17 protein-coding genes and 1 riboswitch are annotated in these 14,463 nt (G+C 67.5%); of the genes, 9 read left to right on the top strand and 8 right to left on the bottom strand.

The genetic code is table 11. The features are described from left to right. Positions 1–6: 6 nt before the first annotated feature. Entirely contained in the window at positions 7–621 is a 615-nt protein-coding gene (locus tag ACYVN4_RS12965) for a TetR/AcrR family transcriptional regulator (RefSeq protein WP_460720702.1), read from the top strand. Here the strand turns inward: ACYVN4_RS12965 and ACYVN4_RS12960 are convergent. Then, positions 539–985 (bottom strand): DUF4345 domain-containing protein, encoded by a 447-nt coding sequence (locus ACYVN4_RS12960; protein ID WP_460720700.1) that lies wholly within the window; start codon positions 983–985, stop codon positions 539–541. The two genes, ACYVN4_RS12965 and ACYVN4_RS12960, sit on opposite strands and share 83 nt — an antisense overlap. A 102-nt stretch (positions 986–1,087) precedes the next feature. On the opposite strand from ACYVN4_RS12960, the gene ACYVN4_RS12955 reads away from it, so the two are divergent. Beyond that, positions 1,088–1,663: a TetR/AcrR family transcriptional regulator gene (locus ACYVN4_RS12955; RefSeq protein ID WP_460720698.1), complete on the top strand. Its 576-nt coding sequence runs from the start codon at positions 1,088–1,090 to the stop codon at positions 1,661–1,663. A 4-nt stretch (positions 1,664–1,667) separates the two neighbouring features. Here the strand turns inward: ACYVN4_RS12955 and ACYVN4_RS12950 are convergent, their stop codons facing one another. Beyond that, positions 1,668–2,804 (bottom strand): GTP-binding protein, encoded by a 1,137-nt coding sequence (locus ACYVN4_RS12950; RefSeq protein ID WP_460720696.1) that lies wholly within the window; start codon positions 2,802–2,804, stop codon positions 1,668–1,670. A 71-nt stretch (positions 2,805–2,875) separates the two neighbouring features. Between ACYVN4_RS12950 and thiD the strand changes: the two genes are divergently transcribed. The 4 genes from thiD to ACYVN4_RS12930 all read left to right on the top strand — a co-directional run bounded on the left by thiD (position 2,876) and on the right by ACYVN4_RS12930 (position 7,552). Then, positions 2,876–3,727, top strand: a complete 852-nt coding sequence (gene thiD, locus ACYVN4_RS12945) for a bifunctional hydroxymethylpyrimidine kinase/phosphomethylpyrimidine kinase (protein WP_460720694.1) — start codon at positions 2,876–2,878, stop codon at positions 3,725–3,727. 76 nt (positions 3,728–3,803) lie between these two features. Then, the gene (locus ACYVN4_RS12940) at positions 3,804–5,048 is read left to right on the top strand and encodes a bifunctional glycosyltransferase family 2/GtrA family protein (RefSeq protein ID WP_460720692.1); all 1,245 of its coding nucleotides are present in this window, start codon (positions 3,804–3,806) and stop codon (positions 5,046–5,048) included. A 166-nt stretch (positions 5,049–5,214) separates the two neighbouring features. After that, positions 5,215–7,233, top strand: a complete 2,019-nt coding sequence (locus ACYVN4_RS12935) for an ArnT family glycosyltransferase (protein ID WP_460720690.1) — start codon at positions 5,215–5,217, stop codon at positions 7,231–7,233. 166 nt (positions 7,234–7,399) lie between these two features. After that, positions 7,400–7,552 (top strand): hypothetical protein, encoded by a 153-nt coding sequence (locus ACYVN4_RS12930; RefSeq protein ID WP_460720688.1) that lies wholly within the window; start codon positions 7,400–7,402, stop codon positions 7,550–7,552. Here ACYVN4_RS12930 and ACYVN4_RS12925 read toward each other — a convergent pair. From ACYVN4_RS12925 to ACYVN4_RS12915, 3 genes are all read right to left on the bottom strand, one after another. Next, a complete protein-coding gene (locus ACYVN4_RS12925; RefSeq protein ID WP_460720686.1) occupies positions 7,549–8,337 on the bottom strand; it encodes an alpha/beta fold hydrolase in 789 nt (262 codons plus the stop codon). The two genes, ACYVN4_RS12930 and ACYVN4_RS12925, sit on opposite strands and share 4 nt — an antisense overlap. A 133-nt stretch (positions 8,338–8,470) precedes the next feature. Next, a complete protein-coding gene (locus ACYVN4_RS12920; protein WP_460720684.1) occupies positions 8,471–9,094 on the bottom strand; it encodes an NAD(P)-dependent oxidoreductase in 624 nt (207 codons plus the stop codon). Positions 9,095–9,192: 98 nt separating this feature from the next. After that, positions 9,193–10,350: an epoxide hydrolase family protein gene (locus ACYVN4_RS12915; protein ID WP_460720682.1), complete on the bottom strand. Its 1,158-nt coding sequence runs from the start codon at positions 10,348–10,350 to the stop codon at positions 9,193–9,195. 87 nt (positions 10,351–10,437) lie between these two features. On the opposite strand from ACYVN4_RS12915, the gene ACYVN4_RS12910 reads away from it, so the two are divergent. Together ACYVN4_RS12910 and ACYVN4_RS12905 are read left to right on the top strand one after the other, a co-directional pair. Continuing rightward, on the top strand, positions 10,438–11,088 hold the full coding sequence (locus ACYVN4_RS12910) for a TetR/AcrR family transcriptional regulator (protein ID WP_460720680.1): 651 nt from the start codon (positions 10,438–10,440) through the stop codon (positions 11,086–11,088). 50 nt (positions 11,089–11,138) lie between these two features. Continuing rightward, entirely contained in the window at positions 11,139–11,474 is a 336-nt protein-coding gene (locus tag ACYVN4_RS12905; protein WP_460720678.1) for a hypothetical protein, read from the top strand. Here the strand turns inward: ACYVN4_RS12905 and ACYVN4_RS12900 are convergent. Next, positions 11,437–11,745 carry a toxin gene (locus tag ACYVN4_RS12900; protein WP_460720676.1) on the bottom strand — a complete coding sequence of 103 codons (309 nt, stop codon included), beginning with the start codon at positions 11,743–11,745 and terminating at the stop codon, positions 11,437–11,439. The genes ACYVN4_RS12905 and ACYVN4_RS12900 overlap by 38 nt on opposite strands. After that, entirely contained in the window at positions 11,742–11,969 is a 228-nt protein-coding gene (locus tag ACYVN4_RS12895; protein WP_460720674.1) for a ribbon-helix-helix protein, CopG family, read from the bottom strand. The genes ACYVN4_RS12900 and ACYVN4_RS12895 overlap by 4 nt, the downstream gene beginning before the upstream one ends. 205 nt (positions 11,970–12,174) lie before the next feature. On the opposite strand from ACYVN4_RS12895, the gene ACYVN4_RS12890 reads away from it, so the two are divergent. Then, on the top strand, positions 12,175–12,582 hold the full coding sequence (locus ACYVN4_RS12890) for a VOC family protein (protein WP_460720672.1): 408 nt from the start codon (positions 12,175–12,177) through the stop codon (positions 12,580–12,582). 57 nt (positions 12,583–12,639) lie between these two features. On the opposite strand, the gene thiC is transcribed toward ACYVN4_RS12890, so the two are convergent. Then, positions 12,640–14,298, bottom strand: a complete 1,659-nt coding sequence (gene thiC, locus ACYVN4_RS12885; RefSeq protein ID WP_460720670.1) for a phosphomethylpyrimidine synthase ThiC — start codon at positions 14,296–14,298, stop codon at positions 12,640–12,642. Beyond that, positions 14,290–14,398: riboswitch (TPP riboswitch) on the bottom strand. (Overlaps the previous gene by 9 nt.) Positions 14,399–14,463 lie beyond the last annotated feature (65 nt).

The following is a 14,463-nucleotide window of genomic DNA, read 5'->3' as shown; positions in this document are numbered from 1 at the left end:
GCACCCATGGCGACACCCCACGAACCCAAGCAGGACCGCAGCCGGGCCACCCGGCAGCGGCTGCTGGAGGCGACCATCGACTGCTTGGCCCAGACGGGCTGGGCGGCGGCGACGGTGGCCGTGGTCGCCGAACGCGCCGGGGTGTCCCGGGGTGCCGCCCAGCATCACTTCCCCACCCGCGAGGATCTGATCACGGCCGCCCTGGAGTACATGTTCGAATCCCGCATGGATCAGGTGAAGGCCGACGCCCTCGCCGTCACCGAGGTGGCGCAGGGCGCGGCCCGCACCCAAGCCGTGGTCGCGGGTCTCGTCGAGTCCTACACCACCCCGTTGTTCAAAGCGGCCCTGCAGGTTTGGACCCATGCCGCCGCCGACCCGGCCCTGCGCGAACGCATCGTGCCGCTCGAGGCCCGCTTCGGCCGCATCTCCCACCGCATGGCCGTCGAGGCCCTGGGCGTCGACGACTCCGACCCGGTCACCCACCACCTGGTCCAGGCGACGCTGGACCTGGCTCGCGGCCTGGGCCTGGCCGACGTTCTCACCGACGACTCGTTGCGCCGTAAGGAGATCGTCCAGCAGTGGGCAGCCACCCTGCACGCCGCTCTCCCGGTCCCGCGGTGACCTGCCGCAGCAGTGCCGAATAGACCGGTGGCGTAACGAGTTCCACGCCGATCATGGCGATGTAGAACCAGTGTGGCCAGCCCACGTACGCGACGGTCAGCAGCCGCACCACGCCGCCCGCGAAGAACACCAGCATGAGCAGGTGGATGAGCCCGGCATTGCGGTCGAGATCCCGTGCGGCCCAGATACATGCGATGCCGTAGGCGAGAAACAGCACCATCGAGAACCGGACATCGCCGTCCAAGGTGGCATTGGGGGTATTCGCCCCGATGATCGTGCTCGGTCCGATGAAGATGTGCGCCAAGGCGATGAGCACGTCGACGATGCCGAAAACAATGAGATACCAACGCAATACGGACTTCACGGCAGCCCCTCCTCCGCGAAACGGACCTTAGTGTACGTGTGTCAACTAAGCTGTCAGCGAGCGTAACTCCGCTAGTGCACACGCGTCAACTAGTGTGGGTTGATGCCCCCGCGTCGCCGCCTCGCCCCCGACCAGCGCCGCGCCGAACTGCTCGAGATCGGCGCGCGACTCTTCGCCGAGCTGCCCTACGAACAGGTCCAAATGGACCAGGTCGCCGAGCAGGCCGGTATCTCCCGCACGCTGCTCTACCGGCACTTCCCCAAGAAGAGCGCCCTCTTCGCGGCGATCTACCAGCGCGCGGCCGAATCCCTCCAGGACCGCGTCCACATCGATCCCGACCAGCCGCTCCCGGATCAGATCGCCGCCGGACTCGACACCCATCTCGAGTACTTCGCCACCAACCGCAACACCGTCCTGGCCGCCAACCGCGACCTAGCGGGCGACCCGGTCGTGCAGGCCATCGTCTTCGGCGATCACGCCGCCATGCACGACATCGTCCTCGCCGCCACCGGCCTGACCGGTCCGGAGCGCGACACCATGTCCGCGGTGGTCACCTCCTGGCTGATGTTCGTCCATACGCTCTGCCTGGAATGGCTCGAACATCAAACCCTCACCCGCGCCCAGGTCCGCCAGGCCTGCCTGGGCGCGCTCACCGGATCCCTTGCTGCCCTGTCCTGATCGGTCAGGCGTGGTTGTGGCTCGGGCCCCAAGCGGGAAAGGGGTCGGGGTAGGTGAGCCATTCGCGGTGGCCCGCAGCGAGTTCGGCGTCGGTGAGCAGGGCCGAGTTCAGCAGGTCGCGGACGTGGGGGCGGTCGAGTTTGATGCCGATGAAGACGATTTCCTGGCCGGGTGTCATATCGAGCGACTCCCAATAGGCGCCGGCCTCGAAGGTCAGGTTCGGGCCTGCCTGGGACCAGATGGCGGCCAGGTCCGGGCGGCTCGCGAGCCAGAAGAAACCCTTGCTGCGCAACAGCCTTTGGAGTTGGGCCAGGGCGGCGTCCAGGCGTTCGGGATGGAAGGGGCGGTCGGCGGTGAAGGTGAGGCTGCTGATGCCGTATTCCTCGGTTTCTGGGGTGTGGCCGCCCGCGAGTTCCTCGTCCCAGCCGTCGAATTGGGCCGCGAGGTCGGGGTTGTAGCGGCCGGTGTCGAGGATCTCGGCGAGGTCGACCACGCCGTGTGCGGAATGTACTACCCGCGCAGCGGGATTCAGCCGCCGGATGGTGGCCTCCACGGTGCCGAGGGCTTTTGCGCTGACCAGGTCGGTCTTGTTGAGCACCAGCACATTCGCGAATTCCACCTGATCGATGAGCAGGTCGGCGATGGTGCGCGCATCCCCGTCTCCCGCTTGCAGATTCCGTTCCGCGAGTGCCTGGCCCTTCACCACCTCGCTGAGGAAGGTGGAGCAGTCGACGACCGTGACCATGGTGTCGAGCCGCGCGAGTTCGCCGAGTCGGAAGCCATTCTCGAACTCCCACTCGAAGGTGGCGGCCACCGGCATGGGTTCGGAGATGCCGGTGGATTCGATGACCAGCTGATCGAAGCGGCCCTCCCGGGCGAGTGCGCCCACGGATTCGATGAGGTCCTCGCGCAGCGTGCAGCAGATGCAGCCGTTGGTGAGCTCGACCAGCTTCTCCTCGGTCCGGTCCAGGTGTCCCTGGCCCGCGACGAGCGCGGCATCGATGTTCACCTCGCTCATGTCGTTCACGATGACCGCCACCCGGCGGCCCTCGCGGTTGGCGAGGATGTGGTTGAGCAGGGTCGTCTTGCCCGCGCCCAGGAAGCCGGACAGCACGGTGACGGGAAGTGGGGCTGAAGTCATGTTGCTAATGATAACGGTTTTCAATTAGGGCGGCCGCTCGGGCGCGATGCGAGCCCACTAGGGTCTGTGACGTGGAACTCCTACCCCTCGCCCCCAATGGCACCACCCCGGTTCGCGCCCTCACCATCGCGGGCACCGACTCCGGCGGCGGCGCGGGCATCCAGGCCGACTCCCGCACCATGGCCTTGTGCGGCGTGCACGCGTGCGTGGCGGTGGCCGCGGTGACCGTGCAGAACACCCTCGGGGTGAGCGGGTTCCACGAGATTCCGCCGCAGATCGTGGCCGACCAGGTGCGAACCGTGGTGGGCGACATCGGGATCGGCGCGGCCAAGACCGGCATGCTGGCCTCCACCGCCATCATCGAGGCGGTGGCGGGCGTGTGCCGCGAGGTCGGCATCGGCCGCGACGGCGACATCCCGCTGGTGGTGGACCCGGTCGCCGCCTCCATGCACGGCGACGCGCTGCTGCACGCCGAGGCCCTGGACGCCATGCGGCACACCCTGATTCCGCTGGCCACCGTGGTCACCCCCAATCTCGACGAGGTCCGGCTGCTCACCGGCATCGAGGTGATCGACGACCCCTCCGCCCGCGCGGCCGCCGAGGCATTGATCGCGCTCGGGGCCCGCTGGGCCATCGTCAAGGGTGGTCACCTGCGCACCTCCGAACAGTCCACCGACCTGCTGTTCGACGGCGATGTCTTCCACGAACTCCCGGCGCGCCGACTGTCCACCGGCAACGACCACGGCGGCGGCGACACCTTGGCCGCCTCGATCTGCTGCGCCCTGGCCCACGGGTATTCGGTGCCGGACGCGGTCGCCTTCGCCAAGGAGTGGACCTTCCGCAGCCTGGAAGCGTCCTACGACCTGGGTAAAGGACACGGACCGGTCTCCCCGTTGTGGCGGCTGCATCTCGGCCCGGTCTAGCCCCTATCACAGGCTCCCAGGAAGCTCCCAGGCAGACCGCAGACTGGTGTGAGTTCGGTGATCGAAATTGGTCACTATGAGCGACACTCAGACCGCCGTGCGGGCGGCGGAACCCGCAGAAGCAGTGACCGCGCCCGTCGTGGATGTGGTCGTTCCGGTGTACAACGAAGAGGTCGATCTGGGGCCGTGCGTGCGCCGACTGCACGCCTTCCTCACCCTGAATTTCCCGTTCACGGCGCGAATCACGATCGCCGACAACGCCTCTACCGACAGCACCCTCGAGGTGGCCCGGCAGCTCGCCGACCAGCTCGACGGCGTGCGCGTGGTGCACCTGGACCGCAAGGGCCGCGGGCGCGCGCTGCGCGAAGTCTGGCAGTCCTCGGACGCGGAGATCGTCGCCTACATGGACGTGGATTTGTCCACGGACCTGAACGCGCTGCTCCCGCTGGTCGCCCCGCTGGTGTCCGGGCACTCGGACGTCGCCATCGGCACCCGGCTGGCCTCCTCCTCGCGAGTGGTGCGCGGACCCAAGCGCGAAATCATCTCCCGCTGCTACAACCTCATCCTGCGGGCCTCGCTGCAGGCCAAGTTCTCCGACGCGCAGTGCGGCTTCAAGGCCATGCGCGGCGATGTGGCCAAGCTGGTGCTGCCGCTGGTCGAGGACGGCGAATGGTTCTTCGACACCGAACTGCTGGTGCTGGCCGAACGCATCGGGCTGCGCATCCACGAGGTGCCGGTGGACTGGATCGACGACCCGGACTCCCGGGTGGACATCATCGACACCGCCCGCAAGGACCTGCAGGGCGTGTGGCGCGTCGGCCGCGCGCTGACCACCGGTCGCCTGCCCATCAACGAGTTGCGCGCGGCCATCGGCCGGGAGCCGCTGGTGGAGGGCGTGCCGCTGGGCATGGTCGGGCAGCTGGTGCGGTTCGGCATCGTCGGCGTCACCTCCACCCTGGCCTACCTGCTGCTGTACGTGGTGTTGCAGGGCGTCATGGGCGCGCAGGCGGCCAACTTCCTGGCGCTGCTGGTCACCGCGATCGGCAATACCGCCGCCAACCGTGCGTTCACCTTCGGGGTGCGCGGCGGCAATCAGGCGGTGGCACACCACTTCCAGGGTCTGATCATCTTCGGTGTCGGTCTCGCGCTGACCAGTGGCTCGCTGTACACGCTGCACCACTGGGCGCCGGACGCGGCCGTGCATCTCGAGCTACTGGTGCTGGTGATCGCCAATCTGGTTGCCACCCTGTTGCGTTTCGTGGGTCTGCGCTGGGTGTTCCGCAATGCCGGGAAGCATCCGGTGCCCCAGGTGGTCAAGTGACCACGATTTTCCCCGCGCCCCGTGCGCTCTCCGATGACGGATTCCGGCTGCTGCACGTCGATTTTCCCGGTCGCTGCGACCACGGCGACCTGCCGTGCTGGATGACGGACGCTGATACACCCGAGCACGGCACACCCGCGCCACGAGACGACCGAGGAGGCGAACGATGACCGCGACACTGACCGAACGGCCGATCGCCCCGCCCCCGGACGCCCCGCCCGCGCCGCGCGCCGATCGCCGCGAATACCTGGCCCTGGCGGCCCTGCTGCTCGGCACCGGCATCGCCTACCTGTGGAATCTCTCCGCCAACGGCTGGGCCAACTCCTTCTATGCCGCTGCCGTGCAAGCGGGTTCGGTGTCGTGGAAGGCCTTCTTCTTCGGCTCCTCGGATGCCGCCAACTCGATCACCGTGGACAAGACGCCACTCTCGTTGTGGCCCATGGAGCTCTCCGTCCGCATCTTCGGCCTGCACAGCTGGAGCATGCTGCTGCCGCAGGCGCTGCTCGGGGTGGCGTCGGTGGCGCTGCTGTGGGCGGTCGTGCGCCGCAATTTCGGCGCGAGCGCCGGACTGCTCGCGGGCCTGGTGCTGGCCGTGACTCCCATTGCGGCCGTGATGTTCCGGTTCAACAATCCGGACGCCATGCTGGTCTTCCTCATGCTCGCGGCGGCCTGGGCCATGAGCCGCGCGGTGGCCGACGGCCGCACCCGCTGGCTGCTGCTGACCGGTGCCTTCATCGGACTCGGCTTCCTGGCCAAGCAGTTGCAGGTGCTGCTGGTGGTGCCCGCCCTGGCGCTGACCTACCTGATCGCCGGTCCACCCAAGCTCGGCAAGCGCATCGCGCAGCTGATCGGCGCGGCCGTCGGCATGGTGGCGGGCGCGGGCTGGTGGGTGCTGGTGGCCGAACTGTGGCCCGCCTCGGACCGCCCGTATTTCGGTGGCTCGCAGCACAATTCGATCATCGAACTGACCCTCGGCTACAACGGTCTGGGTCGCCTCAACGGTGACGAGACCGGCAGTGTCGGCGGCTTCGGCGGCGGTGACATGCCGACCGGCGGTGGCGGCATGTGGGGCACGCCCGGCATCGGCAGACTGTTCGAGCCCGCCCAGGCCGGTCAGATCGCCTGGCTGATCCCGGCCGCGCTGATCGCGCTGGTGGTGGGACTCGTCCTGCGCGGCAAGGTGACTCGCACCGATTCGCAGCGCGCGACGCTGATCCTGTTCGGCGGCTGGCTGCTGGGCACCGGGCTGGTGTTCAGCTTCATGAAGGGCATCTTCCACCCGTACTACACGGTGGCGCTGGCCCCCGCGGTGGCGGCGCTGGTCGGCATCGGCGCGGCCCTCGCCTGGCAGCATCGCGACCTGCTGTGGGTTCGGCTCAGCGCCGCCCTCATGCTGGGCGCGACCGCCGCGACCGCGTGGATCGTGCTGTCCCGCAGCACGTCCTTCGTGCCCTGGCTGCGCTGGGTCGTGCTGGTGGGTGGCATCATCGCCACCCTGCTGTTGCTGATCCGCCTGCCCCGCAAGGCCGGACTGGCCGTCGCGGCGGCCGCGGTACTGGTCGGCCTGGCCGCACCCACCGCGTATGCGATCGACGGCATCGCCACGGCCCACTCGGGTCCGATGCCCTCGGCGGGTCCGATGATGATGGGCGGCTGGGGCGGTCACGGCGGCCCGCGTGGCGGCCACGGCATGCCGAACGGCCGCAACACCGACGGTGGACCCGGTGCTCAGCGTGGCAACGGCGGTCCCGGCGGGACTGCCGGAAACGACAGCGGCCCCGGCGGATTCGGCGGCGGCGCGGCCGGCAACATGATGATGGCGAGCAAGCCCAGCGACCGGGTCACCGCGCTGCTGCAGGCCGACGGCTCGGACTACACCTGGGTGGCGGCGACCGTCAGCTCCAACTCGGCGGCCGGATTCCAGCTGGCGACCCAGCTGCCGGTCATGCCGGTCGGCGGATTCAACGGCAGCGACCCGTCCCCGACGCTGGCCCAGTTCCAGGAGTACGTGCAGGTGGGCCGGATCCATTACTTCATCGCGGGCAGTCAGATGGGTGGTGGCGAGCGCGGTGGCAACACCAACGGTCAGAGCTCGCAGATCACCGCCTGGGTCAAGGCGCACTTCGACTCCCAGGAAGTGGACGGCATCACCCTCTACGACCTGACCGCACCGAAGACCGGATAACCGGCGGGCTTGCCACCGCCGCACGCAGAGCGCCCGCACTCACTCGAGTGCGGGCGCTCTGTCGTGCATCGGTGCGCTGTCGTGTCCGGGCTTTCCGGTCCGTCCCCATCGATCTCCCTCGCTCGTTAGAATTACTGTGACGCCCACCACAATTCAGGGATCGCGCATGAGCACGCCGTACCCCCTCAGCGATGAGCACCGAGAAGCCTTCTGGCGCAGGTCCGGCTGGGATCCGGCCCTGCCCGCCCTGGAGCGGGCGGCCATCGAACGTCGCTGGGACGATGAATCCATCGAGCTGGCTGAGATTTTCGGCTTCTAGCCGACGGTGGCACGGACGGCCTCCGCGACCGCGTGGAAGTCCTTGGACAGGATCTTGGAGTGGTTGCTGCCGACCTGGGCGTTGATGGTCAGGTTCGGGTTGACCGACAGGCACGGGGTCAGCGAGTCCCGCACCGCCGCCATTTCCGCCTCTGTCGCACCGAGGTTGGCGCCATTGGCGACCACGTAGCGGACCGGGACGGTGAGCCGTTCCAGCACCGGGGCGAGTGCGGCGCAGAGCAGATTGAGTTCGATATTGACCTCGGCGTGCTGCTCCGCGCTCATCCGCGCGGCCAGGTGCAGCGGCCGCAGGATCGGCATCATCGGGCCCATCTTCTGGAACATCGCCCGGATGCGGTCCAGGTCTTCCTGGCTGGTGAGGCCGAAGGGCATCGCGCCGTCGGCGGAGACCACACCGATGACGCGCTCGGGGTTGCGGTCGGCCCAGTGCACGGCGACCAGGGCGCCGTAGGACCAGCCGACCAGGATGGCGCGCTGCACGCCGCGGGCGGCGAGGACGGCGTCGATGTCGCGGACGCAGGCTTCGAAGGAGTAGTCGGCGGAGGTCTGCGACTTGCCGCGGGCGCGCTCGTCGAAGGTGATGTGGCGGAAGCCGGGACCGAGGTCGGCGATGACCTTCTTCCAGTTCTTGCGGGTGGCGTAGGAACCGTTGAGGTACAGGACCGGGGTGCCGTTGCCGCCGGTGTCGGTGACGGCGAGCGCGGTGTCCTCGACCTGCACCATGCCGGTCCAGGTGGTGTCGTTGCTGCGGGTGGTGTCGTTCATCGCGGTACTCCTTGTTTCGTGTCCCGGCCCTGGGGGGCCGGGATCGCTGTGATGTGAGTACTTTCGCGAGTCCGGCTGATACCGGCCTGATGTCGAGCTGACATGTCGGCCGGGGCCGTGTAGGGATCGCGGATCAGTGCGAGATCCCGGGTGTGCGACGCAGGTAGGTGTCATCGGAAAGCTGCTCTACCAGGAAGTTCGCGATATCGGCGCGCGAGATCTTCAGCGTCAGGCCGGTTTCCGAGCCGGCGAAGCCGCGGCGGAAATTCCCGGTGGCGGGACCGTCGGTGAAGGCGCTGGGCCGCACGATGGTCCAATCCAGGTCGCTGGCCACCACATACTGCTCCTGCACCACGTGATCGGCGTACGCCTGGCGCAGCAGCATGCCGAACATGACGTACTTCCAGACGAAGTTGAGATTGCCGCGGCTGTCGCCGACGCCCAGGGAGGACTGGCAGATCAGGCGTTTGACGCCGGTCCGGTCCATGGCCTCGATGATGCGGCGGGTGCCCTCGGCGCGGACCACGCCCTTGCGGCCCGCGCCCAGCGTGACGATGACCGCGTCCTGGCCGATCACCGTGCGCTCCACGGCGGCCGGGTCCAGGACATCGCCGACCTCGACCCGCAGCCGCTCGTGCGGCGTGCTGATGTGCGCGGGGTCGCGGGTCAGTGCGGTGACCTGATGGCCGGCCGCCAGGGCCCGTGCGACGACGTGGCGACCGACGGTCCCGGTGGCTCCGAAAATGGCTACCTTCATGGCTCTCACCTCGTGAAATTCGTTGTCGGGAAGGTGATTCCAGTACACCAACGGGAGCCGGCCGGAAACATCGCCGCGCGTCTCGCGAACATGCGAGATCAGCTCAGGCGGGCGAAGAACTCCCGAATGTCGGCGACCAGGACGTCGGTGGCCTCGTGCGCGGCGTAGTGCCCGGCCGCATCGTTCGAGCTGGTGGAGCGGGACGAATTCGCGTCGTAGGCATGCCAGCTCACGATGTTCTTGTGATCGCGGTCGGCGAAGCGGCGCATGGACTGGAAGTCGCCCTTGAACATGGCCAGCCCGGTCGGCACGGTGGTCGGGCCCGGCGTGCGCTCGGTGTCGTGCGCGTCCTCCCAGTAGAACCGGATCGACGACGCGGCGGTGCCGGTCAGCCAGTAGATCGCCACATTGCCGATGACGAACCGCGCGTCCAGGCTCTCGCCCATGAGTTGGGAGTTCCAGCCCAGCAGGCCGATCGGCGAATCCGAGATGGCGAAGGCCAGGGTCTGCGGCTGCTGGCTGTGCAGGGTGTTGAAGCTGAACTTGTTGTCCATGAACCACTGCAGATGCCCCAGCGCCGCCATGTCCTCCGCGGACAGCTCCGCCATCTCGGCCGGATCGCCGGAGGGGAACGAGAACAGCTGTGTCACATGCATTCCCAGCAGCCGATCGGGGGCGATGCGGGCCATCTCGGGTGCGACCATCGAGCCCGCGTCATTGCCGATCGCCGCGAAGCGCTGGTAGCCGAGCCGGACCATGAGGTCGACGAAGGCGCGGGCGGTCCGGCGGGTGCCCCAGCCGGTGCTGCGGGTCGGGCCGGAGAAGCCGAAGCCCGGCAGCGAGGGGATGACCAGGTGGAAAGCCGGTGCCGCGGCGTCGTCGGGGTTGGTCAGCGGCTCGATGACATCCAGGTACTCGAGGATCGATCCGGGCCAGCCGTGGATCAGCACGGCCGGGACGGCATCGGCCCGGGGCGAGCGGATGTGCAGGAAGTGGATTTCCTCGCCGTCGATCTCGGTGGTGAACTGCGGGTAGGCGTTGAGCTCGGATTCCAGTGCCCGCCAATCGAATTCCGCCAGCCAGTACTGCGTGAGTCCGCGCACCCGGTCGACGGTGACGCCGTAGGAGTCGCCCACGCCCGGCAGCTCATTGGGAAACAGCGCCTTGCGCAGCCGCTCGTTCAGATCATCCAGCTGGGCCTGGGGGACGTCGATGCGGAAGGGGCGGATGGCAGAGGTGGCGGTCTGGGCGTTCATCATTCTCTCCTCAGTGGAACGGAATGTTTCGTTCTGTTTGAACCATAGCGGAACGGATCATTCCGTTCAAGTGGTATTCTCGGATTCATGGCGAAGACAGTCGAACCCGCAGCTCAACGCGCCCTGCCCGGCCGCAAGGCGCAGGCCGCCCGCAATGACGAACTCATCCTGGCCGCCGCCCGCGACGTCTTCCTCGCCGAACCGAAGGCCCCGATCTCGGCGGTCGCGGAGCGCGCGGGAGTAGGCATCAGCGCGCTGTACCGCCGCTACCCGAGCAAGGAGGAGCTGCTGCGCACCCTCTGCTACGACGGACTACGCCGCTACAACACCGAAGCCGAAGCGGCACTGGAGAATTCCGACGACTGGGGCGCGCTGGTCGACTTCCTGCGGCGCGTGGTCGACGCCGATGTGCACTCCCTGACCACCCACCTGGCAGGCACCTTCACCCCCGACGAATCGATCGTCCCCGACGTCCGGCGCTCGGCCGAACTCAATGACGAACTCCTGCGCCGCGCCCGGGAATCCGGCCGCCTGCGTCCCGGCGTCACCGTCGCCGACCTCGGCCTGATCCTCGAATCCTGCGCCGCCATCGCCCTCCCCGATCCCGACCGCACCGCCCAACTCCGCCGGCGCGTCCTGGCCCTGCTCATCGACGGCCTGGCCGCCCCCGGCGACCTCCCGGGCCCACCGCCGGAGCCCGGCGAATTCGCCCATCGCTGGCAGCGCCGCGGCCAGTGACCCGGCGACGCCTCCCCGAATCGGTTGATCCGCGGCGATAGCGTGGCCGCATGGAGATCCTCGCCTACGGCGTGCAAGCCGATGAGAAGCCCATGCTGCGTGCGGCCCTCGACGGCCGCCACGGCATCCGGATGCTCGAGGAATTCCTGAACCGGAACACGGCCCCGCTGGCAGCGGGCTACGAAATCGTCAGCACGAGCGTCAACGCCCAACTCGACGCCGACGTCCTACGCACGCTCGCCGCGGGCGGCACCCGCATGATCGCCCAGCGCTCAACCGGTTTCAACAACATCGATCTCGAGGTAGCGGCCGAACTCGGGCTCACCGTGGCTCAGGCACAGTCGAGGCTTACGGCCAGCCTAGGAGTGAGGCGACCAGCGATGTAGCGCGGGTCAGCGCCTGTGGACCCGTGTTGCCGATCGGCTCGTCGAGGGCCGAGACTGGCAGCCACTGCGTCAGTTCGGGCAACAGCAGGCCGGTTGGTGTGGGCACGGTGACATCGAAAGCCATTACGCCCTCGGGTAATTCGCCGGGGATAAAGGGGCAAACGAATACTCGGCCGGTCTCGGCTTCGATATGCGTGGCACTGGACAAAATGGCCACGTAGATCTCGGAATCGGTGTCTCGGCGGGGACAAATCGCGCCAGGGCGGATCACAGGCCCACTTTCCGGTTGAGGTCATAGATACGTTGCGCGTATTCGTCGATCCCGAACGCAGGGACGGTCACGACCTTGTAATGCTGCAGCGCTGCCCGCAGGTTCGCTTCCCGCACCGCGCGCTCCATGTACTCGGAACGGTTGAGACCGGCGGCCTCGGCGGCGGCGTCCGCGTCGGCGGCAACCGCATCGTCGATCGTGATCGATAGCTTCGTCTTAGCCATCCGGCGATCCTACCTGGAGTCGGATGACTTATCCGACAGATCAGATGCCTTCCGTGGTCGGATCATCGACATGGCCTGGAAGGCAGGACGACCGCTTGGCCGGACAGCGCTCCGGAACGATGCTGATTCCCGCGGTCTGAACAATGATGAATCCCGTGTCTCGGCTCCGACTTCCAGAGGAACGCCCTAATCGGAAGGATTTGTCATGAACTGGACACTCGAAGTGGTCATCGTGCCCGTCTCCGACGTCGACCGCGCCAAGGATTTCTACAGCAACAAGCTCGGCTTCCACGTCGACCATGATGTGCGCCCCGCCGAGGGGATGCGGATCTGTCAGCTCACCCCGCCCGGGTCCGGGTGCTCCATTGTGATCGGGGAGGGGGCGGTGCCGAAGATGGAGCCCGGCTATCTCAAGGGACTGCAGCTGGTTGTCCCGGATCTGCGGCGGGCGCATGCCGAATTGGTCGGGCGCGGCGTCGACGTCAGCGATATCCAGGTGCTGCCCGGACCGACTAACCCGGACGCGGATCCGCTGGACAACAGTGGGTTCATCTTCTTCGACGATCCGGATGGAAACAGCTGGTCGGTGCAGCAGATTTCCAGCCGGGCCTGAAACGACTTCGGGGCGGGTGACTCGAAAGCCATCCGCCCCGAAGAGGATTCGGTACTGCTAGACGACGGGCAGGTACACCTTGTTGCCCGCGTCGGCGAATTCGACGGACTTCTCGGCCATGCCCGCCTCGATGGCGGACACGTCGGTGAGGCCGTGCTTCTCGGCGTAGTCACGCACGTCCTGCGAGATGCGCATGGAGCAGAACTTCGGACCGCACATGGAGCAGAAGTGGGCGGTCTTGGCGGGCTCCGCGGGCATGGTCTCGTCGTGGTACTCGCGCGCGGTGTCGGGGTCCAGCGCGAGGTTGAACTGGTCGGTCCAGCGGAACTCGAAGCGCGCCTTGGACAGTTCGTTGTCGCGGTCCTGGGCGCGCGGGTGCTGCTTGGCCAGGTCGGCGGAGTGGGCGGCGATCTTGTAGGTGATCACGCCGACCTTCACGTCGTCGCGGTTGGGCAGGCCCAGGTGCTCCTTGGGCGTCACGTAGCACAGCATCGCGGTACCGGCCTGGGCGATGATGGCCGCGCCGATCGCCGAGGTGATGTGGTCGTAGGCGGGCGCGATATCGGTGGCCAGCGGGCCGAGGGTGTAGAACGGAGCCTCCTCGCAGAGCTCCTCCTCCAGCCGCACGTTCTCCACGATCTTGTGCATCGGCACGTGGCCGGGGCCCTCGATCATCACCTGCACGCCATAGGATTTCGCGATCTTGGTGAGCTCGCCCAGGGTGCGCAGCTCGGCGAACTGGGCCTCGTCATTGGCGTCCGCGATGGAGCCGGGACGCAGGCCGTCACCGAGGGAGAAGGTGATGTCGTACTTCGCGAGAATCTCGCACAGCTCGGCGAAGTTGGTGTACAGGAACGATTCCTGGTGATGCGCGAGACACCACGCGGCCATGATCGACCCACCGCGCGACACGATGCCGGTGACGCGCTTGGCGGCCAGCGGCACGTAGCGCAGCAGCACGCCCGCGTGCACGGTCATGTAGTCGACGCCCTGCTCGGCCTGCTCGATCACGGTGTCGCGGTACATCTCCCACGTCAGCTTGGTGGGATCACCGTTCACCTTCTCGAGTGCCTGGTAGATCGGCACGGTGCCCACCGGGACGGGGGAGTTGCGCAGGATCCACTCGCGGGTCTCGTGAATGTTCTTGCCGGTGGAGAGATCCATGATGGTGTCGGCGCCCCAGCGGGTGGCCCACACCATCTTCTCGACCTCCTCGGCAATGGAGGAGCTCACGGCCGAGTTGCCGATGTTCGCGTTGATCTTCACGGCGAACTTCTTGCCGATGATCATCGGCTCGGACTCGGGGTGCTTGTGATTGGCCGGAATCACCGCGCGACCGGCGGCGACCTCGTCGCGAACCAGTTCCGGCGCAACGCCTTCGCGCTTCGCGATGTAGTGCATCTCGGCGGTGATCACGCCCTGACGCGCCCAGTTGAGCTGCGTCGGCGGGCCGTCGACCTGCGGCTTGTCCCAGGCGTCGCGGAGCTTGGGGAGCCCGCCCTCGAGGTCGATGGTGGCGGTGTCGTCGGTGTACGGACCCGAGGTGTCGTACACGTCGAAGTGCTCGCCATTGGTGAGGTTGATGCGTCGCACCGGCACGTTCAGTGTCGTGCCATCGGCCTCGACCTGCTCGTAGTGCTTGACGCTGCCCTGGATGGGGCCGGTGGTCACGGTGTCGACAGGCGCAGAACTGCTGGAGACACGGCTGGATGACATTTGAATCCTCCCTACGCCGGCATTACCCGGTCAGGTTCATACGGTCGACGGCCCTAGCCGTCCTCTCAGCCCGCTGGTGCGAGCCCCCGTTGGCAATACGTACTTCTTCCGAGCCGACCATACCCGGTCCCGGACCGCTGACGATCCGGGACCGTGGAATATACG

This window comes from Nocardia heshunensis, assembly GCF_054782115.1.
Note: the sequence above shows the minus strand (reverse complement) of the source record. Positions and strands in the feature narration are given on the sequence as shown.